Genomic DNA, 23,128 nt, shown 5'->3' with positions numbered 1-23,128 from the left:
GAGGCAGCATGTGGAAATGGAAAAAGAACAATCCTCCCCATGGAACAGAGTACATGGGAGAGGACTTAATAAAGCTAGTGGATATGGTAAAGGTATATGATACCGGAACCATTAAAGTATTAGGATTAAAAAGGGTAAATTTAACGATTAAGCGGGGAGAGTTCGTGGCTATCATGGGACAGTCCGGATCTGGAAAATCTACGCTGATGAATGTATTAGGCTGTCTCGACCGTCCTACCATGGGCCATTACTATCTGGATGGCATTGATACAGCCAATCTTTCCCCCGATGAGCTATCAGCCGTTCGAAACCGTAAGATTGGATTCGTGTTCCAGTCGTTTAACTTAATATCCCGTACCTCATCTTTAAAGAATGTGGAGCTTCCCATGACCTATGCCCATGTTTCTCAAAAGGTGAGGGAAAAAAGAGCTATGGAGCTTTTAGACAGGGTAGGACTTGGAAGCCGGCATGAGCACATGCCTAATGAGCTTTCTGGCGGACAGAGGCAGAGGGTAGCAATTGCAAGAGCACTTGCCAATGAGCCTCCCTTAATCCTTGCTGATGAGCCGACGGGAAACTTAGATACGGCTTCTTCCGTAGAAATCATGGAGCTGTTTTCCCAGCTCCACAAAGAAGGAGCAACAGTGGTTGTTGTAACTCATGAAGAGGATATTGCGGCATTTACAGAGCGGGTCATACGATTCAGGGATGGGGAAATGGTCAGCGATACGCGAAATGAACCTCAGAACCTGACCGTGGAAGAAGCTGTTAGAATGCAGAAAGAGGGGCGCCATGCTGATTGAAAATATGAGTATGGCATTCCACGCCATACGGGCCAATAAGATGAGATCCTTTCTTACCATGCTTGGTATCATCATTGGAATTGGAGCAGTCATTGCCATTGCAGCCGTTGGTGACAGCATGAGAAATATGTTTACTGATGCTTATAAAGATGTAGGCCTTAACCGGGCTGTTGTCATGGTTTCCTGGCAGGTAGATACTTTCCGTATGTCGGATCAGTTTACAAGAACTGAGATGGACCGGATCAAGGATATTTACAGTGACCGGATTGAGTATATTGATTCCAATGCGACTGAGAGGACCGAGGCAATCAATGGCCGCAGAAAAGTTTCTTACGAGTTTCAGGGAGTGGATTACAATTACACCGATGTGCAGCCTACGAATATTATTTATGGCAGATTTCTAAATGAAGCGGATGTAAAAGGGGCTGCCAATCACGTGGTGCTGGAAGACAAAGGAGCCATTAAACTATTTGGCACTGCAGATTGTGTTGGCAGAACCTTTCGCATGACCATAAAAAAGAATACACAGGAATATAAAGTGGTTGGAGTCTATCACAAGGATCTGTCTCCTATGGTGGCTATGATGCTTGGAGCAGGGCAGAATCAGTCCGGTTTTATTCCGGATACCGTTCTGACAAAATCCAGCGATACCTTTCAGGCCATCAATCTCTATTCCCGTCCCGGCACTAACATGAGACAGCTTATGATTGAGATGAAACAGTACGTAGCTAAGCTGAAAGGCCGTCCGGAATCTGAAATTATGGCTCAGTCCGCGGTGGAGCAGATGGGAGCCATGGATGCTCAGCTGGGTGCCATGTCAGCAGCGGTTGGAGGAATTGCAGCCATTTCCCTGCTGGTAGGCGGTATAGGTATCATGAATATTATGATGGTATCGGTAACAGAGCGTACCAGAGAGATTGGAATACGAAAGGCTCTTGGAGCAAGAACAAAGGATATTATGATCCAGTTTTTAACGGAATCAGCCCTCATGTCTGCCTGCGGAGGTATCATTGGAGTCATTCTCGGCTTATCCCTGGTAAAAGTGGGAGGAGTCCTGCTGCAAATGACAGTCGTGGTGAATCCTGGTGTTGTAATTCTTGCTGTAGGTTTTTCCGCTCTGGTGGGTATTTTCTTTGGACTTTATCCGGCATCCAAAGCAGCCAAAGCTGATCCCATTGAAGCACTGCGATTTGAATAGAAGGAGGAAGCATCATGTTGTTTGAAAATATGTCAATGGCCGTTCATGCAATCAAGGCCAACAAGATGCGTTCCTTACTGACAATGCTTGGAATCATTATTGGTATCGGCGCAGTCATTGCCATTGTCTCCATCGGAGATACCATGCGCTATATGGTATCTGATCTCTATAAGAATGTAGGAACCAACATGGCTTATATATATGTATGGCCAAAGGATGGGGACGATATGAGAGATGGGGATTACTTTAAGCTGGATGAATTGGATCGAATCGAAGAGGCTTTTAAGGACGACATCATATATTTGGATAGTGAACCAACTGTTTCTGGTGAAGCTGTCCATGGACGTAATAAAATCAAGTATAATTTTGAAGGAATAAAAGACAGTTATTCCACGGTAAAGAAAATCAATATGATCTATGGACGCAATATCAACGAAAGTGATATTAAGGCCAGAAAGAACAATGTTGTTTTAGAGGCAAGCGGGGCTAAGGATTTATTTGGAACTGAGAATGCAGTGGGAAAGACCTTCAGGACTACCATAAACGGTGAGACCAGCTATTATAATGTGGTTGGAGTTTATCGGCTTGATTTAACTACTATAGAGAAAATGCTGAAGGGAGCCAGTACTACAAAAGAAGGGTATCTTCCGTACTCACTAATTGTCTGGCCCAATGATAATTTATTTTCCCTTCGCCTGTATGCAAAAGAAGGCGTGGATATGGATGCCCTTTCTGATAAAATCACCTCCTATCTGGCAAGGACGAAAAACCGGGACAAAGAGGACATATATTTTAATTCCATCGCCAGTGAGATGAAGAGCGTGGATACGATCATGGGAGGATTATCTGCTGCGGTAGGCGGCATTGCGGCCATCTCTCTGTTAGTTGGCGGTATCGGTATCATGAACATCATGCTGGTATCAGTGACAGAGAGAACGAGAGAAATCGGCATTCGGAAAGCTCTGGGGGCAAAGACACTGGACGTCATGATTCAGTTTTTAACGGAGTCAGCCATTCTTTCCGCATTTGGAGGAATTCTTGGAATCGCAGTAGGTGCAGGACTGGTATATTTAGGAGGAGCTCTTCTTGGTATGCACGTTGTTGTTAAGCCTGCCGTCATATTAATCGCGGTAAGCTTCTCCGCACTGGTTGGAGTGTTTTTTGGAATTTACCCGGCTTCCAAAGCGGCAAATGCAGATCCAATCGACGCATTAAGATATGAATAAAAGGGCGCAGCGGATTCGCTGCGCTTCCTTTTACCCAAATGATTTTAACTGTGTATGGAAATATCCGATTCATTACAAAATAAATAAAAATTCCTTATTTGGCTCGCAATGTCAAAAGTTCTATGCTATAATAAGTTGATATCTTATGGTATAGTGAGGAAACCATATGCTTAGTGAAGAGAAAATAAAAATAATGACAAGTCTTGCCATGTTTGAAAAGCATGAAGCTAAGAGGATATTTCCTGTGAACCGGTATTTTAAAGGTGACTACATCGGAAGCAGGCTGTTTCAGTCCTTTTTTAACTACACTCTGAGCTTTGTTTTATGCCTTTTTTTATGGGGACTGTATTATATGGAACGATGGCTCAGCACCATGGATGTGACTAGGCTTACCGGCGCCGGCATAAGGATTGGTATTATTTATGGCATAGGCCTGGCCGTTTACTTGGGAATCAGCTTTCTTATTTACAGGAAACGGTATGAATACGCCGTCCGGGGAGGAAAGGTGTATCTGTCTAAGTTAAAGCGGCTGGACAAGCGATATGAAGGAAATACCAGACCTTTAAAAAGAACTAAAGGAGGGCGGACATCATGATGGGCCTTCTTGTGTTGAAAGAGCGGCTGAAAGGATTTTATGCCAGATTTGATATCTATGTAAATCCTTTGATCAAATTTATTTTCAGCTGCATGGCATTTTTTCTGATGAACGGTAATATCGGTTTTTCATCAAAGCTTACAGAGCCTTTTGTACCACTGGTTCTGGCTTTGTTATGCTCTTTTTTGCCTTATGGAGCGATTTCATTTCTGGCATCTGGCTTTATGCTCATTCATCTGTCGGGAATATCCATTGAAATTACTTTGGTAATGGCTATTTTCATAGTCGTAGTGGGACTTCTTTATTATGGATTTCAGCCGGGAGACAGCTATCTTCTTGTCTTAACGCCGATTTTTTTCCTGCTTAAGATTCCATATGCCATTCCCTTGATTGTAGGACTTTCCGGAAGTGCGATATCGGTCATTCCCGTGAGCTGTGGTGTATTTATCTACTATACACTTTTATATGTCAAGCAGAATGCAGGTGTTTTGACCAATGATATGTCAGTGGATGAGGTTCAGAAGTTTATGCAGATCATGAACAGTCTGCTGGCGAATAAACAGATGCTTCTCATGGTAGGGGCCTTTGCCCTTGCTTTGGTAGTCGTAGTGATTGTAAAGAACCTTTCCGTGGATTATTCTTGGATGATAGCGATCATCGCCGGAACCATTACACAGCTTGGTGTTATATTTATCGGAGATATTGCACTTGATGTATCAGTTTCTGTGATCAGTCTGCTGCTTGGAATGCTTGCCTCCATATTAATTTCAGTTATTTATACATTTTTTGTCTTTGCGGTGGATTATTCCCGCACAGAATACGTACAATTTGAAGATGATGATTATTATTATTACGTCAAGGCGGTTCCCAAGCTGACTGTCAGCACGCCGGATGTAAAAGTTCAGAAAATAAACGCCACAAAACTCCAAAGACCGCAAAGGTAGTGAAGGAATAAGAGGGAGGTGGTTTGGATGGCAAATTTTCTAGAAGGGATGTATTCCTGGGTATCATTTATTCCCAGAATTTCAAAGACAAACCTGGTTGAGATTGTGATTATAGCTGTGCTGCTTTATGAAGTCTTGACCTGGATCATGAATACGAGAGCGTGGACACTGCTTAAGGGAATTGTAGTAATTCTTCTTTTCTATGTCTTTGCTTATGTATTCCGATTGGATAATATTTTTTGGATTTTAAATAAAATAGCAACTCCTGCCGTTACGATGGCAATTGTTATCTTTCAGCCCGAGCTTCGTAAGGCTCTGGAGCAGTTAGGCAGCAAGAATCCATTTACAGGTATCCTGACTTTTGATGACGGAAGAGACAATTCTGCATTTACCGAAAAGACTATCAATGAGGTAGTGAAGGCTACCTTTGAGATGGCTAAGGTTAAGACAGGTGCTCTTATGGTCATTGAACGTGGGGATTCCTTAAAGGAGATCGAACGGACAGGAATTGAAGTGGGCGCTATCGTCAGCAGCCAGCTTCTCATTAATATCTTTGAGCATAATACACCCCTTCACGATGGAGCGGTGGTAATCCGGGGCAACCGGGTAGCGGCTGCCACCTGTTACCTTCCCTTATCTGACAACATGACCATAAGTAAGGACCTGGGAACAAGACACAGGGCAGCCCTTGGCGTCAGTGAAGTCAGTGACAGCGTTACCATCGTAGTTTCTGAGGAGACCGGGCGTGTAACAGTGGCCCTAGAGGGCGGCTTAAAGCGGATTCTTGACGCAGACGGACTGCGTACCGTATTAGCAGGTGTAAAGCAGTCAGAGGAGGAAGGAAGCAGATTCAGATTATTGAAGGGAAGGCGGAAGAATGAAGGAAAAGCTACTAAATAATCTTGGACTGAAGGTCGCATCCCTGGTACTTGCTTTTGCCGTATGGATGGCGATCGTCAACATCTCAAATCCCATTATCGACGATTCCCAGCTTGTTACCGTTGAGGTCCGTAATGCTGAAACTCTGGCATCCAGAGACTTGACCTATGAGATTCTTGGTAAGGACGTAGTAACCGTCAGCTATCAGGTAAGAACAAGGGATCGGTCTCTTGTGAAAGCGTCAGACTTTCACGCTTATGTGGATTTAAATGATTACAATGTTACCGGTGCGGTTCCTATTACGGTAGAAATCAATAAAGATAAGGAAAACCTGGTAAAGAGTGATGCAATCACTGCAAAGCCCATGGTAATCCGGATTAAAACAGAAGCCCTGCAGCGCAAGCAGTTTGATCTTCAGGTCAATACAAAGGGAACTCCGGAAGAGGGCTACGCCCTTGGAATCAGCAATCCGACTCCCAGCTTTGTGACGGTAGAGGGGCCAGAATCCTTGATTGGGCAGATCAGCCGAATGGGAGTGGAAGTGAATGTGGAGAATGCCAATGCAGATATAAATGTAACAGCAGCTCCTGTTTTTTATGATGCCAACGGCAACATACTGGATTTGGGAAATAAAGTTACCGTCAGTCCTCACGAGATTGAATGTCATATTTCTGTGCTCAAGGCCAAGAACATTGCCTTGAATTTTGAGGTATCTGGAAATGTAGCCAATGGATACCGATATACCGGTGTGGAGAGCAGTATAAAGAGCGTACCGGTCGTAGGAACAAAATCAGTGCTTGCCTCCTTAAGCACACTGTCTATCACCTCAGATAAGCTGAATGTTGACGGTGCTACAGGGGATAAAGTCATTGAACTTGATTTAAGCCAATATCTTCCACCCAATACTTCTGTGGTTGGAAATGCATATAAGAACGTCACAGTGAAATTAAAAGTGGAGCCGCTCATCACCAGGGCATTCAGCCTGGATCTGGATACACTGGATAAAAAGGGAATGGATGCAGATTATAATTATACCTTTGATAAGGAAACCTCTGATGTAACTCTAAGAGGCCTTAAGGAGGATTTGGATTCTCTTGATATCAAGAAGCTTAATGCCATTCTTGATGTGACGAATTTCCACTCTGGGCAGAATCAGGGAGTTTTAAAATTCCAGATTCCAGGTGGATTTGAGATGGTTGGTTATACACCGTTTGTTGTAGTGCTTACTCATAAGGAGCCGGCAAATAGTACTGTTGAAAGTACCACAGCAGCCACAACGCCTACGACAACGACCACTACCACTACCACTACCACAGCAGCAACGACAGAAGCGGCCGGGCCGCAATAGATAGGCTGTTCCTCTTTCCAGGGAGCAGTGTGATAATTAAAGGGAGGAATTCAGTATGGTCAGTGCTAAAGTTGCTATTAAGAATCCTACTGGTCTGCACTTGAGGCCGGCAGGAATTCTTTGTAGGGAAGCCATGAACTTTAACTCAACAGTCAGTTTTCGTTTTAAGAATACGACTGCCAATGCAAAAAGCGTGCTTAGTGTGTTGGGCGCCTGTGTAAAAAGCGGGGATGAGATAACCTTTGTCTGCGAGGGGGAAGACGAAGAGGAAGCTCTGGCTGCCATGGTCAAGGCCGTTTTAGAGGGCCTTGGCGAATAGATCAAGCTACATTAATTAATAAGGAGGAAGTGTAATGTTGAAAGGAACAAGCGCATCTGCGGGAATCGGCATTGGGAAAGCCGTTATCGTAGAAGAAACAGAACTTATTATTAGTAAAACTCCAGTAGAGGATGCAGAAGCAGAAAAAAGCCGTTTTCAGTCAGCGGTCAAGCTGGCTATGGAACAGACAGAAGCTTTGGCAAAGGATCTGGCAACAAGAGTAGGGGAAAAGGAAGCTGAAATTTTAAATGGACATATTCTGCTCCTTTCCGATCCGATGCTGGTAGGAGAGATTGAAAGTACAATATCTGGGGAGAATGTTGTAAGTGAATATGCGGTGGAGGCTGTATGCAACACATATGCAGATATGTTTGCATCTATGGGAGACGAGCTTATGCAGCAGAGAGCAACGGATATGCGTGACATTAAGACACGCATTCAGAAGATTCTTCTGGGTGTCAGCTCTGTAGATATCGCTGCACTTCCTATGGGAAGTGTTATTGTTGCAAAGGATTTAACACCTTCTATGACGGCTGGAATCAATCCGGCCAATGTTACTGGTATTGTAACAGAGCTTGGAGGTAAGACTTCTCACAGCGCCATTTTAGCAAGAGCTTTGGAGATTCCTGCTGTTGTGGCATTGGAAGGCTTTTTGGGGAAAGTGACTGAGGGCGCAGATCTGGTATTAGATGGTTCCGATGGAACCGTATTCATAAATCCGGATGAATCCGTTAAGGCAGAATATGCTGCTAAAAGAGAAGCTTTCTTAAAAGAGAAGAAAGAGCTGGAGCAGTACATCGGAAAGCCTACCATCACGAAGGACGGCGTGACCGTAGAGTTAGTCGCCAATATTGGAAAACCGGAAGATGTGGAAAAAGTGATTCAGTATGATGGAGAGGGCGTGGGCCTTTTCCGTACCGAATTCTTATTCATGGACCGTACTGCCATGCCAACAGAGGATGAACAGTTTGAGGCATATAAGAGAGTTGCATCTGCTTTAAACGGTAAGCCGGTCATTATTCGTACTCTGGATATCGGTGGAGACAAAGAGATTCCGTACATGGGCCTTAGTAAGGATGAAAATCCATTTTTAGGCTACCGTGCCATTCGTTTCTGTCTGGACCGGAAGGAAGATGTTTATAAGCCTCAGCTTCGCGCCCTCTTAAGAGCCAGCGCATTCGGAAATATCCGCATCATGGTACCGATGGTTACCTGTCTGGAAGAAATCCGGGAAGCAAAGGCACTTGTAGAAGAGATGAAAAAGGAACTGGATGAGAAGGGGATTGCTTACAAGAAAGATATTGAGATCGGTATCATGGTGGAAACAGCAGCAGCCTCTCTCATGGCAGATGTATTTGCAAAAGAGGTTGATTTCTTCAGCATAGGAACCAATGACCTTACTCAGTATACCATGTCCGTAGACCGTGGCAATGATAAGGTATCCTATCTCTACTCTCCGTTAAATCCGGCAGTTTTAAGAAGCATTCGCCATGTCATTGAGTGCGGCCGGAAAGAAGGCATCATGGTAGGAATGTGCGGAGAAGCAGCCAGTGATCCCACTATGATTCCTCTGCTTCTTGCCTTTGGTTTAAATGAATTCAGTATGAGTGCTTCTGCTATTTTAAATGCGAGAAAGCTGATTACAGGTTACAGTACAGAGGAATTACAGGAAGTGGCTAATCAGGCGATGTCCTTTGCGACTGCAAAGGAAGTAGAAGATTTTATGAAAGAATTTATCAGCCGTTCTTAATAGATTTATAAATGGATGGGCAGCTGTCGCCAGGGCGTTGGCTGCCCTTTCTATAGAAAGAAAGCTTTGTTATTTTTTACCAAAGGGGATTACGTAATGAGTGTATATCTAATCGGTTATGCAGCGTCTTATTTGTTTGCAAGGGCAGGATTTTATTGGTTGTCAGGCCTGGTTTTAGTACTGACTGCTCTTTTTCTGTATTGGTATGATTATCGGAGAACCGAGAATATTGTTCATCTGAGAGGACTGTTTTCCCTGTTCTGGGTCGGCGGTCAGGGCATTGCTTGTTTGAAGCTTTCTGAGCTTTCCAGCGACTGGAGTATTATTACCTGGCTTTGCTTTTTTGTAGCATTTCTGGGCTTCTGGGTGTCCTTTGAATTTTTTGCACGAATGCAGGGCGTATCAGGCGGCCACCGCCCCAGCTGGTTCAGCTTTAAAGGCTATGAAAAGCCATTATTTTATTCCATGGTACTGGTCACTGTGTTATCCCTTTTTGCATTCATTGCAGAGGCAGTATTGCTGGGATTTATCCCGTTCTTTGTAAAGGGAGTGCCTCATGCGTACTCCACGTTTCATATCACGGGCATTCATTATTTTACCGTCCTGTGTGTTCTCACCCCGGCCTTGTCCGTGCTTTATTTCTGTATTGAACAGGGGAGAAATGGAATCCGGCTTGTGATCGCAATCATTATGGATATCATTGCCTGTGCAATTCCGGTTTTATGCGTATCCCGGTTTCAGCTGATCCTGGCAGTGGGCCTGGCGGTCCTTACCTACATTGCTATGGAGCACAGACTTAAAATCGCTTATGCGGCTGGACTGATGCTTGGAATGATTCCTATTTATGTGGTACTGACCATTGCAAGAGGGCATGATGTATCTTATTTAAATGGGATATTCCAGATGAAGAACAGTGGTATGCCTATTTTCATTACCCAGCCTTATATGTACATTGCAAACAATTATGATAACTTTAACTGCATGGTGGAATGGCTGCCTTCTCACACCTTTGGCCTTCGCATGCTGTTTCCTTTATGGGCGCTCACCGGACTTAAGTTCCTTGTCCCCGCACTTGTGGATTTCCCCATCTATGTGACCAAGGAAGAATTGACGACCGTGACACTTTTTTACGATTCCTTTTATGATTTTGGAATCTTTGGAGTTCTGCTCCTTGGCTGTATTCTTGGAATCGCCGCATTTTTCCTTATGCGTATGGCGAAAAGAGTGCGCAACCCCATTGGTTATCTGTTTTATGCCCAGTTTGCCATGTATATGATACTGTCCTTTTTTACTACCTGGTTCAGCAATCCGGCAACCTGGTTTTACTTTGGATTTACTGGCGTATTGTATGTGTTTTGTTCGTGGAGAAACGATGGAAGACATGGGTAAGCAGAATATATAAAAATATAAAAATAGCCTCGAGTGGTCAAGCCATTCGGGGCTGTTTCTATCTGTAAGGATTCCTCTAAAAAAAAGACTGTTCCTTTATAGTATCAGAGGGTGAGGCGTGAAAATGTTTTTTATAGGCTCTGGAAAAGGTGGAGTAATTCTTAAAGCCGCTGTTAAAACAGGCCTCTGTCACAGAAATTCCGGTTTTTAGTAGATCTCTGGACAGTAAAAGCCGCTTTTCCGTAATATAATCAAACAGAGTGTACCCCGTCTCATCCTTAAATAAGTGCATCAAATGATATCGGCTGATAAAACAGGATTCTGCAATGGAATCTACGGTCATATCATCTATTAAGTGGCTGTTAATGTAATCCATTATGGTTAAGATTCTCTTATCTGCCGTGGCGGGCGGGAGGTACTTTACCAGGTTGGTTAAAGAGGCTCTGTTAAGCTGGATCATAAACTCCAGGAAGACCACCTGACAATATAAGTCTCTGGCATAGCCATCATGGGTACAAGCGTACTCTAATTCTGTCACGGAACGATATAAACTGCTTTTTTCCATGGAATGAAGCCTTAAAACATGGGAATGAAGTTCTTTGGATTTCTGAAAGCAGGCACTTAGATCATAGCTTTCTGATTGATAAGCCTGTAAAAAGCCGGGAGATAAGTATACGATAATTCTTTCGTATGGAACCGTGGGGTCAATATCCGGTTTGTGGATGTCGTTATGGCTTACCAGCAAAACGTCGTAAGGTTCCAGCTTATAGGTGCATGCTTCAATCCGATAGGTCACATTTCCCTGTATGAAGATAATGATTTTGTCAAAATCATGGTAGTGGTATTCAAAGTCCTGTTTCTTCGTATCGAGGAGATGGAACAGCTTAAAGTCACTGTTTAAATATCCCCGTTTTTCGTAATTGTCCATGGATAAAAACCTCCTCCCTTCGTTCCTTTTATTTTACAACACAATCTGCAATATAAAAAGCATTATTTTAGTAGAAATGATGAATAGTGCTGTATATAATTAGAATATAGAACCGATGATCACAACGAGAAGAAGGTAGATTATATTGAAAATCGTAGTGCTGGCAGGTGGTTACAGCCCGGAACGGGACGTATCATTATCTTCAGGTGCCATGATAACCAATGCCCTGATGGAGAAAGGCCATGATGTTTGTCTCATAGATTCTTACTTAGGAATTGCCAATGGAGAAGAGATACGGTTTCAAAGCCTAAACGATGGCGGGAACCATTATTATGAGATTGGGAAGGATGCCCCTGATCTGGAACAATTAACTGGTGCTTTTCATAGACGAGGCTTTATAGGAAACCGGGTGATAGAAGCCTGCAGTCTTGCAGATATTGTTTTTCTGGCACTTCATGGAGGAGCAGGAGAGAACGGTCAGATACAGGCAGTTTTTGATGCCTATGGAATTTCATATACAGGTACCGGCTATGAAGGGTCTATAAAGGCCATGGATAAGCATATAGCAAAGCTGATGATGCGGGAAGCTGGGATACTTACTCCGGATTGGAAGGTGTATACAAAAGGAAAAAGAATTGAGCCCTATACACTTCCCTGTGTGGTAAAGCCTTGTGGCTGTGGATCCAGTGTGGGCGTTGTCATGGTAGAAAATTTAAGCCAGTGGGAAGACGCGCTCCATGTTGCTTTTCAGTATGAGGAGCGGATCATGGCAGAAGCTAAGATAACAGGAAGAGAATTTTCAGTAGGAATTATGGGCAAAGAGGCATTGCCTGTCATAGAGATCATTCCAAACGAAGGGTTTTATGATTATGAAAATAAATATCAGCCTGGTAAGACAGAAGAGATCTGTCCGGCCCAGTTAATCGAGGAAAAGGCAGAAGAGATGAAGCAGCTTGCGCTTTTGGTTCATGAGACTCTTTCACTTGGCTATTATTCCAGAGTTGATTTTTTAATGAAAGAGGATGGAAGTCTATATTGTCTGGAAGCAAATACTCTGCCTGGCATGACGCCATTTAGTCTTCTCCCTCAGGAAGCTTTGGCAGCCGGAATCACATATGCTGATTTATGCAACGAGATCGCGAAACACGGGAAAGGAGTTTTATCATGAATATAACGTTAGAAAAATACCACGGACTGGGAAATGATTACCTGATTTTTGATCCTAATAAAAACGAGCTGGAGTTGACAGAGGAAAATATCCGCTTGATCTGCAACCGAAATTTTGGAGTTGGATCAGACGGCCTTTTGGTGGGTCCTATCCTTGGCAATGACAAGCTGGAGGTAAAGATTTTAAATCCCGATGGAAGCGAAGCAGAAATCAGTGGAAACGGAGTCAGAATTTTTGGTAAATACTTAAAAGACGCTGGATACGTACAAAAAAATCGTTTTACGATCAATACATTAAGCGGACAGCAGACCATACAGTACTTAAATGAAGAAGGAACCAAGATAAAGGTATCCATGGGGAAATTAAGCTTTTACAGCGATGAAATTCCTGTTACAGGACCGAGAAGAGAAGTTCTGAATGAGACCATGATGTTTGGCAGCATTCCTTACCGGGTCACTTGTGTTAACATAGGAAACCCACATTGTGTGATCTGGTTAAATGATATTTCCAAGGAACTGGTATGCCGGATCGGAAAGCATTCCGAATCCGCCGAGTGTTTCCCGGAAAAGATCAATACTCAGCTGTTAAAGGTCTTAGACCGTACCAATATAGAAATTGAGATCTATGAGCGCGGGGCAGGATATACCCTTGCTTCCGGAACCAGTGGCTGTGCAGCCGCCGGAGCAGCGTACCGCATGGGACTTACGGAACGGAAGATGTATGTTCATATGCCAGGTGGTGTTCTTGAAGTGGAAATCGAGGAAGATGAAAATGTATTAATGACCGGTGAAGTGGGATATGTGGGCAGATTTACACTTTCCCATGAGATGGCAGAGCAGCTTAAGTCACTCCAGTAAAGAAGCATATTTAGTAGAATAAGTAAAACAGACCAGCCATGAGGAAAAGCGGAGAAAACTCCATCAGAACTCATGGCTGGTTTTTGTGTGCTCCCGATTAGAAAAAATCTTTTTATTTTCCTTCGCATGATATACATTATCTGCTGGATACTTTATTAGATTTTCGTATAGTTTTATTTGTATTTTTCTTATAAGTGTGTATAAAGTTGTATAAAACACGAAAATAGTGCATAAAAATACTGGTCGATCCATTGTGGATTCTGTTGACGTAACCATCATTTTCATACTATAATATACAATAATTTAGTAGGTGCGTAGTTAATGAGATGCAGGAGAGGCGGGAATGTATGAATCAAATGTCGGCTGATAATGGAGAGGCCGGTATCTACATCATTGACCAGGAATACAGGATTATTTACATGAATGATATGGCAAAATCGTATTATCCCGATCTGAAAGCAGGAATGTACTGTTATGAAGAATTGGGAAAGAATTCTGTTCCCTGTAAGGTCTGTCCGGGAGCTTTAAATGATTCCGGACAAGTGATATTTTATGATGCTGCCTCCAAGCTGTGGCTGAGTCTATCCTCTGGCCTGATTGACTGGCCGGGATATGAGGGAAGCAGATTAGTTATGTTCCGCCCCGTTGGGGAACAGAATAAAAATCTGTTTTATAGTCTTACGAATAACACAGCATATGAAGAATTATTTGAACTGAATTTGAATTCAAATTCATATAAGATCATCTTCTGTGAGAAAAATAAATTTAAGCTCCCTGCCGAAGAGGGGGAGCTGGTACCTATGTATACAGAGGTGCTAAGAACCATGATTCACCCCAGTGACAGGGAAGAGTTTTTGAAATTCTGGGATCGTCCCACCTTACTGGATCGTCTGAATGAAAGTGAAAGAATTATAAAAGCAGAGTTTCGCAGGCAGCTTTTGGATGGGAGCTACCACTGGGTCAGCCTGACCGTTGTATTATTTCTTGACGAACTTAGGGACGAATCTCTGGTCATGTGTTATGTGAAGGACATAGACAGCTTAAAGAAGAAGGAAGAGGAGCAGAAACAGCAGCAGGAGAGAAGAGATGAAACAGATTCTCTCACAGGACTTTTAAGATATGGTCCATTCTTTGAAAAAGCCAGACTATTTTTGGAGCAGCGGCCCCAGGAACCCTTTTTCATGGTTGCCATCGATATTGAGCATTTCAAGCTCTATAATGAATGGTATGGGGAAGATGAGGGTGACCGATTCTTAATTAAGATCAGCGAGTATTTAAGGATGATGGAGGCCACCCGGGATACCATTGCAGGCTATATGGGAGGCGATGATTTCGTCATTATCCAGCCTCAGGATTCAGAGCTTTTGCATCAGCTGGAACAGGAGATTAACGGCTATGCCAGACAATTCGGCGGAAATGCCGGTTTTCTGCCGGCTTTTGGAATATACTGCATCGAGGATCGTCATTTAACAGTAAGCACCATGTACGACCGGGCAATTATCGCTCTGAATTCCGTAAAGGGCAATTATGCAAAACGGGTGGGCTGGTATGATCCGGGAATGAAACGCAAGATGGAAAATGATCAGGTCCTGCTGTCAGAGATACAAAGGGCCCTGGAGAATAAAGAGTTTATTTTTTATGCACAGCCTCAGTGTAATATGCTGACCGGAAAAATCATCGGCATGGAATCTCTGGTACGGTGGGAGCATCCTACCCGTGGAATGATATCTCCGGGAGAATTCATTCCACTTCTGGAGCAGAATGGCTTTATCACCCATCTTGATGTCTATATCTGGGAGATGGTCTGCAAACAGCTTAGCAAGTGGATAAAGGCAGGAATCAAACCCATTCCTATTTCCGTTAACATGTCCCGTATGGATCTTTACGGCATTAACGTGGTTGAGACTTTTAAAGGGCTGATAGAAGAATATGAGATTGATCCCAAATACCTTGAAATTGAGATAACGGAAAGCGCCTACGCCGAGGATTATGATTTGATCCGACAGGTAGTTGAAGATTTAAGGCGGGCAGGATTTCCTGTTTTCATGGATGACTTTGGCAGCGGTTATTCCTCCCTTAACATGCTGAAAGATGTGAACGTGGACGTAATCAAGATCGATACCAAGTTCCTGGATATGAACGAAAGCAGTATTAAGCGTGGAATGGGCATTCTTGAGACCATTGTAAGGATGGCAAGGGTCATGCAGTTTAAGGTGATTGCAGAAGGGATAGAGGAGAAGGAACAGGCTGATTTCCTCATTAACATTGGCTGCATTTACGGACAAGGATATTACTATTACAAGCCCATGACCGTGACAGAGGTGGAGGCGCTTTTAAGAAATGACAATAATCTGGATTACAGAGGCATTCAGGCCCGGCAGATGAAGGAGTTTAAGCTGGAGGATCTGTTTAACGAAGATATTACCAGTGAGGCCATGTTAAACAATATGCTGGGAGCCATTGCCCTATATGAGGTTTATGAGGACCGCTGTGAGGTTTTAAGGGTAAATGAAGAGTATTACCGCATTACCGGAGATAATCCCGTGGATGCGGGAGAACGAAGAAGATTTATGCTTCACAAGGTTTATAAGGATGACATTGACTGGGTCCTTAGAATCTTTGAGAATGCGTATAAGAATCCGGTACACGGAGCAGAAGGGATTTTCAGGCGTTACCGGTTAAGCGGAGAGCTTATGTGGGTGCATCTTAGAGTATTCTTCTTAAGAGAGCAGGATGACCGAAGACTTTATTATGGAACCGTTCAGGATGCCACCGAGCAGATGGAGCAGAGAAAAAAGCTTGAGGATTCTCAGAAGATGCTCAGTGAAGTAATGAAGCTCGCCGGACGTAATCTCTCCTTTGATAACATGGCCCAGGAAAATCAATGGGCGGCAAGCGTTATCTTCGCTCAGGCGGCTCCGGGAGGTCTGGTTGGAATCTATTGCGAAAAGGAACTGCCTCTTTATTTTGCCAATAACGAGATGCTAAGTATGCTGGGTTACGATTCCTATGAACGCTTTACAAGGGATATTGGCGGAATGATGGTGGATATCATTCACCCGGATGACAGGATTCTCATTCGGGAAGTGATTCTTTGCTGCGATACCCCGGGCATGGAGTACAATCTCCGGCACAGGATCAGAAAACAGGACGGAAGTTATCTGTGGATCATGACAAAGGGACGTACGGTTCAGGCAGAGGATGGACGTCTGGCGGTGGTAAGCGCTTGTATGGATATAACAAATACAGTGCTTGCAGAGCAGCAGCTCAAGCATACGGTTGAGGTTCTGGAAAAGAAGGAGGACGAGCTTGATTTCTTAAGCTCTGGAATACCAGGCGGATACTTCAGATGCATCAAAAACAATGATATGACGTTCCAATACACAAGCTCCCGTTTTCATGAATTGACCGGCTTTGAAAGAGAAGAACTGGCATCCTGCTTTAAGGGAAGCTTACTTGAGATGATTCATCCGGATGACAGGGAAATGCTCCTTAAGATGTCAGAGGAATTAAGTCCGGGAAAAACCTTATGGGATTTTAAATACCGGATCAAAATAAAGACGGGTTATATGACGGCTCTATCCAATTTCAGAATCTCTGCCAGGGATAATAGCACGTTATACGGCGTCATGGTGAACTTAGAAGAAATGATGGAGTACCCTCAAAACTGGAACGAAAGCAAAGAAAATGTTCTTAAGCTGAATTCTCAGGAAATCTGGCTGCCATCGGAAGTAAGAGGATTTTTAGACCGCAGGAGATTTCAGGAAAGTCTTAAGATATATCTGGAACGTGACAGATTTCAGACCTCCTCTCTGGCCGTCTTTGAAATGAGCCGTCCAAAGGTCATAAACGGACAGGCAGGAAAAGATGGAAAAACCTTGTTTTTAAAACAGGTCAGCCGTTTGAAAGGCTATTTCCGTCAGGAAGATCTTCTTTGCTTAAATGGTGGATATGAGGTGGTCGTGCTGTGTAAAAATATTCGGGAAAGTGATATGGAGGCGAAGCTGAGCGGAATCATTAAGAACTTAAATCATGAGATGTCAGGAGACGAGAGACGGAACTTTCTGCCGGTAAGGGGAACCTTCGCTATGATCGGAATAAGGGAAAAAGAGTTTGCCAATAGTTTCAAGCAGGCAAGGAACGCCCTGGAAGACTATATAATTTAGCGAATTAAAGCATTAAAATACATAGACCGTTTTAAGGACTTGTGATATAATTCCATATAACCATTTCAGGATAAAGGAAGGTAACGATTATGATATCAGAGAAAATGAGACCTCTTGTAGAAAACAATTCCGCAATCCGTGCCATGTTTGAGGAAGGAAAGAAACTGGCAGCTTTATACGGACGGGAGAACGTATATGATTTTAGTCTGGGAAATCCCAATGTACCGGCACCTTCGGCGGTCAATAAAGCCATTCTTGACATCGTCACAGAGGAAGAGACGACTATGGTCCATGGTTATATGAGCAATGCGGGATACGAGGATGTGCGGGATGCCATTGCCCAGTCTTTAAACAGACGGTTCGGGACTCATTTTCGATTGGAAAATATATTGATGACCGTTGGCGCAGCCAGCGGCATGAACGTTATATTAAAGACCATACTGGATCCGGGAGATGAGGTGGTTGTTTTTGCCCCTTATTTCATGGAATATGGTTCTTATGTAAGAAATTATGACGGGGTACTGACTGTGGTGCCTCCTGATACAGAGACCTTTCAGCCGGATTTAACCGAATTTAAACGGCGGATCACGGAGAAAACAAAGGCAGTCATTATCAATACCCCCAATAATCCTACGGGTGTGATTTATTCCTCTGAAACGTTAGAAAAGATTTCAGAGATTATGAAGGAGAAGGAAAAGGAATACGGTAATTCCATCGTTCTTATTTCCGATGAGCCTTACAGAGAACTGGCTTATGATGGGGCAGAGGTTCCGTATGTGACTCCATTTTACCATAACACAATGGTCTGCTATTCCTACAGTAAATCCCTGTCTCTTCCGGGAGAGAGAATCGGCTATCTGGTCATTCCGGATGAAGTCGATGACTTTCAGGCTGTGGCAGCGGCAGCGGCCATAGCAAACCGGGTGCTTGGCTGTGTCAATGCTCCTTCGCTGATGCAGAGGGTCATTATGCGCTGTGTGGATGAACAGGTCAATGTAGATGCATATAATCAAAACCGGGAACTCCTTTACGGCCGTTTGAAGGAATATGGATTTACCTGTATCAAACCCCAGGGAGCCTTTTATTTATTTGTGAAAGCGCCTGTGGATGATAAGGAATTCTGTCAGTTCTGCAAAGAGCATAGAGTGCTTCTCGTTCCAGGAAGCTCCTTTGCCTGTCCTGGATACGTCCGCATCGCATACTGTGTCTCTTATGACCAGATTCTTCGTTCCCTGCCGGCGTTTGAAGCCATTGCAAAGGCCTATGGACTTTTGGATAATAAGGAGGGAGATGCATGAGACCCTGGGAATCAAATATAAGAAATGTGGAACCTTACGTGCCGGGAGAGCAGCCAAAGGGAGGGGATTTAATCAAGTTAAATACCAATGAAAATCCTTATCCTCCGTCGCCCTCTGTAGAGAAGGCATTAAAAGAGCTGGACTATGACCAGTTTCGGAAATATCCAGATCCAAAAGCTTCGGACCTTGTCCATGCGCTTTCAGAATATTATGAGGTGAGTCCGGAGGAAGTTTTTGTCGGCGTAGGATCTGATGATGTCATTGCCATGGTATTTATGACGTTTTTTAATTCAGAACTTCCCATCCTTTTTCCTGATGTAAGCTACTCCTTTTACAAGGTTTGGGCGGAGCTCTTTCAAATTCCTTATGAGACCCCGGCGCTTCAAGAGGATTTTACTATAAGAAAAGAAGATTATTATAAAGCAAATGGAGGCATAATATTTCCGAACCCCAATGCGCCCACCGGTGTTTTGCTGCCCCTTGATGAAGTAGAGGCAATCATTGCACATAACCAGAATTCTGTGGTAATTATCGATGAAGCATACATTGATTTTGGTGGTGAGAGCGCAGTGAAGCTCACCAGGAAGTATGAAAATCTTCTGGTGGTACAGACCTTCAGCAAATCCCGCTCCTTAGCAGGTATGAGAATCGGATATGCCATAGGGCACCCGGACTTAATCCGTTCGATCCATGATGTGAAGTATTCCTATAATTCCTATACCATGAACATGCCTTCCCTGATCCTTGGAAGAGAGGCAGTAAAGGATGACCGTTATTTTAAAGAATGCCTTGATAAAATCATAAAAACGAGAGAAGAGGCTAAGAAACGATTAAAAGACCTTGGATTTTCCTTCCCGGATTCCAAAGCGAATTTTATTTTTGCGGCTCACAAGGAGAAAAAGGCGGAAGAGATCTATAAGGCTCTTCGTGAAAATCATATCTTTGTTCGTTATTTTAATCTGCCAAGACTTGACAATTATCTGCGTATTACCATTGGCACAGAAGAGGAGATGAACCAATTATTTGATTTTTTAGAGGTTTTTCTTTCGAATTAATTTATTTGCCAGAAGTTCCCTGGGATAGTATAATAGAAACAGGTGATGGAAATGGATTCTGTGAAGAAATATTTGAAATTGATACTTAATATTGTCATCCCCATTCTGTTCCTGTACCTGGTCTGCGTATGGGGACCAAGGGTGATGAAATTTTTTCTGCCTTTTGTGATTGGCTGGGTCATTGCTGTGATAGCCAATCCTTTGGTGCGCTTTTTGGAAAAGCGTTTAAAGATCGTTCGAAAGCACAGTTCCGTATTAATTGTGGTAGGTGTGCTTACTCTCATAATTGTGGCCCTTTATTTCCTGATTTCCAAGCTTATTTATGAGACCATAGGTTTTGTGGAGCACATTCCTCAGTATTACGAGGCGGCGTGGGTGGAGATTCAGAAGATTCTTATTAACGTACAGGGAATTTTAAAGTTCCTGCCTCAGGGAATGCAGGATTCCGTGAATCAGTTTATTGCTCATATCGAACAATATATGAATGTTGCGGTTCAAAAGATAGCTTCACCTACGGTCATGGTAGCCGGCAGCGTGGTAAAAAGCATACCGGCAGCTCTTGTTTATACTGTGGTGACCATTTTTTCTTCCTATCTCTTCATTGTAGACAGGGATAAAATTATGGATATTATCCATCGGTATATTCCAAGAGGAGGAACCAGATATTACAGCTATTTTAAAAAGGATGTGAAGCATCTGGTAAGCGGTTATTTTCTCGCCCAGTTTAAGATTATGTTTATCATCGGCGCAGTACTGGCCGTGGGATTTCTGGTACTGGGTGTAGACTATGCGCTTTTGCTGGCAGTGCTGATTGCATTTCTTGATTTTCTGCCAATTCTGGGGACGGGTACTATATTAATCCCATGGGCTCTGGTGCGGATCGTATCCGGTGATTATGCCTTTGGACTTGGCCTTGTTGCCATATATGTACTGACTCTTGTATTAAGGCAGATCATACAGCCAAAGATCGTGGGAGATACGATGGGACTTGACCCTCTCATGACGCTGTTGTTTTTATATTTGGGATTTAAAATAAGCGGAATTGCAGGAATGATTTTAGCAGTGCCCATTGGAATGCTGTTTTTAAGCTTATATGAATTTGGGGCTTTTGATCTGTTCTTTTACAGTGTGAGAACATTGATTCATGATATCAATGTGTTTCGGAAAGAGCCCGATCAATAGAATTAATAAGTTATATTTGGGGGAAATGATAACATGAACATAAGAATGAGGGTCACTGCAGGCATTATTGCAGGTTTAGTTACCTCTATGATAATAGCAACGCCAATGAATGGTTTTTCCGGGGAAGCCTGGAGCCGGGAAAATGGTCAATATGTAGATGCATCGGGAAAGCCAATTGCCGGGGCATTGGAAAAAGGAATCACGGTCTCTAAATATCAGAACCGCCAGAATGAAGAAGGCGGTGGAATCGACTGGGATAAGGTGAAGGAGTCCGGTGTTTCTTTTGCCATGATCCGTCTTGGTTATTTAAATGATAAAGACCCTTACTATTCCGTTAATATGACAAATGCAGCAAAAAGCGGAATCAAGACAGGCATCTTCTTTTATACACAGGCTCTTGATGTTGCCACCGCTGAGGAAGAAGCAAGATATGTGCTACGTGAGATCAAGGATTATCCCATTTCCTATCCGGTGGCCTATGACGTGGAATCTCAGTATCTTTTAGACAACCATATGACCAGACAGCAGATTACAGATAACATCACTGCCTTCTGTAAAATCATAGCGGATGCAGGGTATCGTCCCATTGTTTATGCCAATAATAAGTGGCTTAATTACCACATTGATATGAGCAGGATTCCGTACGATGTCTGGTACGCAAGGTATGGCACTGTCAATGACTGCACGAACCGCACTATATGGCAGTGTACCGACCAGGGAAGAGTGGCTGGAATTGATGGAGATGTGACCATTGAGTTTTCATTTAAGGACTATAATGGCCTCATTCCGGCGGACGGCTGGAAGACCATAGACGGAAACCGGTATTACATGAAGAATTTCAATAAGCAGACTGGCTGGCTTTCTCTGGACGGAGCGTGGTATTACTTAGACCAGAATGGTGTTATGGTTCACGATACGGATATGGTGATTGATGGAACCTCCTATCACTTTGAGTCTGATGGAACCACAAAAGGAAAGTCGTAATATTAAGCTTTTGAATACAACGATAAAAAAACGTCTTGAATGGAAATTTCAATGAAATTCCCGATCAAGACGTTTTTCTGTTATCTACTTTTTTCAGCCATCTGACATAAAACATTCGTTTTATTTATGATTCCTTACATCTGGCCTTCCATATTTAGTTACTGTGCCTTTTTATATTGATAAATTCCAAGTCTGTCATTTGTTATGTATAGAATGGGAGTAAAAATCTTTTTAAAGCCTGGGATGAGGTACTTTAGCTCATCGGTAAAATTAATAAGTCCGGTCTGCTTTAGAGTTGGACAGAGTTTCACTACTTCGCTGCCATCCTTAACGCCCCAATTAAACTCCGCCTTTGTCTTTTTTACAGTGTCATGCATTTTGCCTTTGTTGACCATACCTTTATATAGCAGATCAAATTGGGCTTCAAACTGATCAAATCCATTGGTAAGGATATGCAGAAACTTTTTAACTTCCTCTTCCTTGAGATACATCATCATGCCTTCGGAAAGAATTAAAAGCTTTTTTCCATCCGTTTTAACATCCTCTGGCCAGGTGGGATCCAAAGCCGATTTAGATATGTTTGTCTCTCGTTGGTTTCGTGCAATGTATTGCTCCCGTTTGGCAATGACCTCTGGAAAGTCCAGATTATACCACTGAATTTTTCCGTTATCCACACGTGAAAATCTGGTGTCCAGGCCGCAGCCCACGGAGACTACCACGCAGTCAGGATATTTTTTAATAAATGCCTTTGCCCTATCATCCATGATCTTTGCCCGTGCCAGAACACCATAATAGGACATGGTGCCGTGTTCGAATTTCTTGAAATCGTAGTCAATTTTCTTTACGATTTCTACTGCCTTCCTATCATTGAGTACGGGATTATTGCTGGTGGCATCCTTTGCCCTAACGAAAAGAGTAATAAAAAGTGTTTCCATAACTCCGCCAAGCTCTGTAGACATAATGCTCCTCCTTATTTGAGTGAACAAGACGATTAGTTTAGACTAACTATATTTCACCCATTATAACCCTTTTGTTATTT

The 23,128-nt window shown here is 43.2% G+C and carries 19 protein-coding genes; 17 read left to right on the top strand and 2 right to left on the bottom strand.

Translation table 11 applies throughout. The features are described 5' to 3' along the window. The first annotated feature begins 8 nt into the window (after window positions 1-8). The 10 genes from T546_RS0111545 (at window position 9) to T546_RS0111500 (ending at window position 10,451) form a co-directional block, all read left to right on the top strand. Window positions 9-803, top strand: a complete 795-nt coding sequence (locus T546_RS0111545; protein ID WP_084326353.1) for an ABC transporter ATP-binding protein — start codon at window positions 9-11, stop codon at window positions 801-803. Continuing rightward, window positions 793-2,001 (top strand): ABC transporter permease, encoded by a 1,209-nt coding sequence (locus tag T546_RS0111540; protein ID WP_026891753.1) that lies wholly within the window; start codon window positions 793-795, stop codon window positions 1,999-2,001. The genes T546_RS0111545 and T546_RS0111540 overlap by 11 nt, the downstream gene beginning before the upstream one ends. A gap of 14 nt (window positions 2,002-2,015) precedes the next feature. Further along, window positions 2,016-3,227 (top strand): ABC transporter permease, encoded by a 1,212-nt coding sequence (locus T546_RS0111535; protein WP_026891752.1) that lies wholly within the window; start codon window positions 2,016-2,018, stop codon window positions 3,225-3,227. Between the two features lie 166 nt (window positions 3,228-3,393). Next, window positions 3,394-3,822, top strand: coding sequence for a hypothetical protein (locus tag T546_RS0111530; protein WP_026891751.1), 429 nt, complete (start codon window positions 3,394-3,396; stop codon window positions 3,820-3,822). Continuing rightward, window positions 3,819-4,766, top strand: coding sequence for a hypothetical protein (locus tag T546_RS0111525; RefSeq protein ID WP_026891750.1), 948 nt, complete (start codon window positions 3,819-3,821; stop codon window positions 4,764-4,766). Before T546_RS0111530 ends, T546_RS0111525 begins: the two co-directional genes overlap by 4 nt. A gap of 27 nt (window positions 4,767-4,793) precedes the next feature. Then, window positions 4,794-5,666 (top strand): diadenylate cyclase CdaA, encoded by an 873-nt coding sequence (cdaA, locus tag T546_RS0111520; RefSeq protein ID WP_026891749.1) that lies wholly within the window; start codon window positions 4,794-4,796, stop codon window positions 5,664-5,666. Next, on the top strand, window positions 5,644-6,993 hold the full coding sequence (locus T546_RS0111515) for a CdaR family protein (protein WP_026891748.1): 1,350 nt from the start codon (window positions 5,644-5,646) through the stop codon (window positions 6,991-6,993). Before cdaA ends, T546_RS0111515 begins: the two co-directional genes overlap by 23 nt. A gap of 55 nt (window positions 6,994-7,048) precedes the next feature. Further along, a complete protein-coding gene (locus tag T546_RS0111510; protein WP_024838368.1) occupies window positions 7,049-7,312 on the top strand; it encodes an HPr family phosphocarrier protein in 264 nt (87 codons plus the stop codon). A 34-nt stretch (window positions 7,313-7,346) separates the two neighbouring features. Continuing rightward, window positions 7,347-9,062: a phosphoenolpyruvate--protein phosphotransferase gene (ptsP, locus tag T546_RS0111505; protein ID WP_026891747.1), complete on the top strand. Its 1,716-nt coding sequence runs from the start codon at window positions 7,347-7,349 to the stop codon at window positions 9,060-9,062. A gap of 96 nt (window positions 9,063-9,158) precedes the next feature. Beyond that, the gene (locus T546_RS0111500; protein ID WP_026891746.1) at window positions 9,159-10,451 is read left to right on the top strand and encodes an O-antigen polymerase; all 1,293 of its coding nucleotides are present in this window, start codon (window positions 9,159-9,161) and stop codon (window positions 10,449-10,451) included. 76 nt (window positions 10,452-10,527) lie between these two features. Here T546_RS0111500 and T546_RS0111495 read toward each other — a convergent pair whose 3' ends face one another. Continuing rightward, entirely contained in the window at window positions 10,528-11,379 is an 852-nt protein-coding gene (locus T546_RS0111495; RefSeq protein WP_026891745.1) for an AraC family transcriptional regulator, read from the bottom strand. 145 nt (window positions 11,380-11,524) lie between these two features. On the opposite strand from T546_RS0111495, the gene T546_RS0111490 reads away from it, so the two are divergent. The 7 genes from T546_RS0111490 to T546_RS0111460 all read left to right on the top strand — a co-directional run bounded on the left by T546_RS0111490 (window position 11,525) and on the right by T546_RS0111460 (window position 22,089). Then, window positions 11,525-12,547 carry a D-alanine--D-alanine ligase family protein gene (locus T546_RS0111490; protein ID WP_026891744.1) on the top strand — a complete coding sequence of 341 codons (1,023 nt, stop codon included), beginning with the start codon at window positions 11,525-11,527 and terminating at the stop codon, window positions 12,545-12,547. Continuing rightward, on the top strand, window positions 12,544-13,404 hold the full coding sequence (gene dapF / locus T546_RS0111485) for a diaminopimelate epimerase (protein WP_026891743.1): 861 nt from the start codon (window positions 12,544-12,546) through the stop codon (window positions 13,402-13,404). The genes T546_RS0111490 and dapF overlap by 4 nt, the downstream gene beginning before the upstream one ends. A 347-nt stretch (window positions 13,405-13,751) precedes the next feature. Beyond that, window positions 13,752-17,570 carry an EAL domain-containing protein gene (locus tag T546_RS0111480; protein ID WP_026891742.1) on the top strand — a complete coding sequence of 1,273 codons (3,819 nt, stop codon included), beginning with the start codon at window positions 13,752-13,754 and terminating at the stop codon, window positions 17,568-17,570. Between the two features lie 89 nt (window positions 17,571-17,659). Next, a complete protein-coding gene (locus T546_RS0111475; protein ID WP_026891741.1) occupies window positions 17,660-18,868 on the top strand; it encodes a pyridoxal phosphate-dependent aminotransferase in 1,209 nt (402 codons plus the stop codon). Then, window positions 18,865-19,923 carry a histidinol-phosphate transaminase gene (gene hisC / locus T546_RS0111470; protein ID WP_026891740.1) on the top strand — a complete coding sequence of 353 codons (1,059 nt, stop codon included), beginning with the start codon at window positions 18,865-18,867 and terminating at the stop codon, window positions 19,921-19,923. The genes T546_RS0111475 and hisC overlap by 4 nt, the downstream gene beginning before the upstream one ends. A gap of 51 nt (window positions 19,924-19,974) precedes the next feature. After that, the gene (gene ytvI / locus T546_RS0111465) at window positions 19,975-21,105 is read left to right on the top strand and encodes a sporulation integral membrane protein YtvI (protein WP_034599058.1); all 1,131 of its coding nucleotides are present in this window, start codon (window positions 19,975-19,977) and stop codon (window positions 21,103-21,105) included. 87 nt (window positions 21,106-21,192) lie between these two features. Further along, on the top strand, window positions 21,193-22,089 hold the full coding sequence (locus T546_RS0111460) for a glycoside hydrolase family 25 protein (RefSeq protein ID WP_334291591.1): 897 nt from the start codon (window positions 21,193-21,195) through the stop codon (window positions 22,087-22,089). A gap of 158 nt (window positions 22,090-22,247) precedes the next feature. Here the strand turns inward: T546_RS0111460 and T546_RS0111455 are convergent, their stop codons facing one another. Then, the gene (locus T546_RS0111455) at window positions 22,248-23,048 is read right to left on the bottom strand and encodes a class I SAM-dependent methyltransferase (RefSeq protein ID WP_026891737.1); all 801 of its coding nucleotides are present in this window, start codon (window positions 23,046-23,048) and stop codon (window positions 22,248-22,250) included. Between the last annotated feature and the right edge of the window lie 80 nt (window positions 23,049-23,128).

Source organism: [Clostridium] aerotolerans DSM 5434 (assembly GCF_000687555.1).
Classification (GTDB): Bacteria; Bacillota; Clostridia; order Lachnospirales; family Lachnospiraceae; genus Lacrimispora; species Lacrimispora aerotolerans.
This window is presented reverse-complemented; position numbering and strand designations above follow the sequence as displayed.

Excerpts from the sequence above, each read along its gene's own strand:
- T546_RS0111510 (WP_024838368.1), top strand. The coding sequence starts at position 7,049 with ATGGTCAGTGCTAAAGTTGCTATTAAGAATCCTACTGGTCTGCACTTG.
- hisC (WP_026891740.1), top strand. The coding sequence starts at position 18,865 with ATGAGACCCTGGGAATCAAATATAAGAAATGTGGAACCTTACGTGCCG.
- T546_RS0111460 (WP_334291591.1), top strand. The coding sequence starts at position 21,193 with ATGATAATAGCAACGCCAATGAATGGTTTTTCCGGGGAAGCCTGGAGC.
- T546_RS0111515 (WP_026891748.1), top strand. The coding sequence starts at position 5,644 with ATGAAGGAAAAGCTACTAAATAATCTTGGACTGAAGGTCGCATCCCTG.
- dapF (WP_026891743.1), top strand. The coding sequence starts at position 12,544 with ATGAATATAACGTTAGAAAAATACCACGGACTGGGAAATGATTACCTG.
- T546_RS0111535 (WP_026891752.1), top strand. The coding sequence starts at position 2,016 with ATGTTGTTTGAAAATATGTCAATGGCCGTTCATGCAATCAAGGCCAAC.
- cdaA (WP_026891749.1), top strand. The coding sequence starts at position 4,794 with ATGGCAAATTTTCTAGAAGGGATGTATTCCTGGGTATCATTTATTCCC.
- ytvI (WP_034599058.1), top strand. The coding sequence starts at position 19,975 with ATGGATTCTGTGAAGAAATATTTGAAATTGATACTTAATATTGTCATC.
- T546_RS0111540 (WP_026891753.1), top strand. The coding sequence starts at position 793 with ATGCTGATTGAAAATATGAGTATGGCATTCCACGCCATACGGGCCAAT.
- T546_RS0111495 (WP_026891745.1), bottom strand. The coding sequence starts at position 11,379 with ATGGACAATTACGAAAAACGGGGATATTTAAACAGTGACTTTAAGCTG.
- T546_RS0111545 (WP_084326353.1), top strand. The coding sequence starts at position 9 with ATGTGGAAATGGAAAAAGAACAATCCTCCCCATGGAACAGAGTACATG.
- T546_RS0111525 (WP_026891750.1), top strand. The coding sequence starts at position 3,819 with ATGATGGGCCTTCTTGTGTTGAAAGAGCGGCTGAAAGGATTTTATGCC.
- T546_RS0111500 (WP_026891746.1), top strand. The coding sequence starts at position 9,159 with ATGAGTGTATATCTAATCGGTTATGCAGCGTCTTATTTGTTTGCAAGG.
- T546_RS0111480 (WP_026891742.1), top strand. The coding sequence starts at position 13,752 with ATGAATCAAATGTCGGCTGATAATGGAGAGGCCGGTATCTACATCATT.
- T546_RS0111530 (WP_026891751.1), top strand. The coding sequence starts at position 3,394 with ATGCTTAGTGAAGAGAAAATAAAAATAATGACAAGTCTTGCCATGTTT.
- T546_RS0111475 (WP_026891741.1), top strand. The coding sequence starts at position 17,660 with ATGATATCAGAGAAAATGAGACCTCTTGTAGAAAACAATTCCGCAATC.
- ptsP (WP_026891747.1), top strand. The coding sequence starts at position 7,347 with ATGTTGAAAGGAACAAGCGCATCTGCGGGAATCGGCATTGGGAAAGCC.
- T546_RS0111455 (WP_026891737.1), bottom strand. The coding sequence starts at position 23,048 with ATGTCTACAGAGCTTGGCGGAGTTATGGAAACACTTTTTATTACTCTT.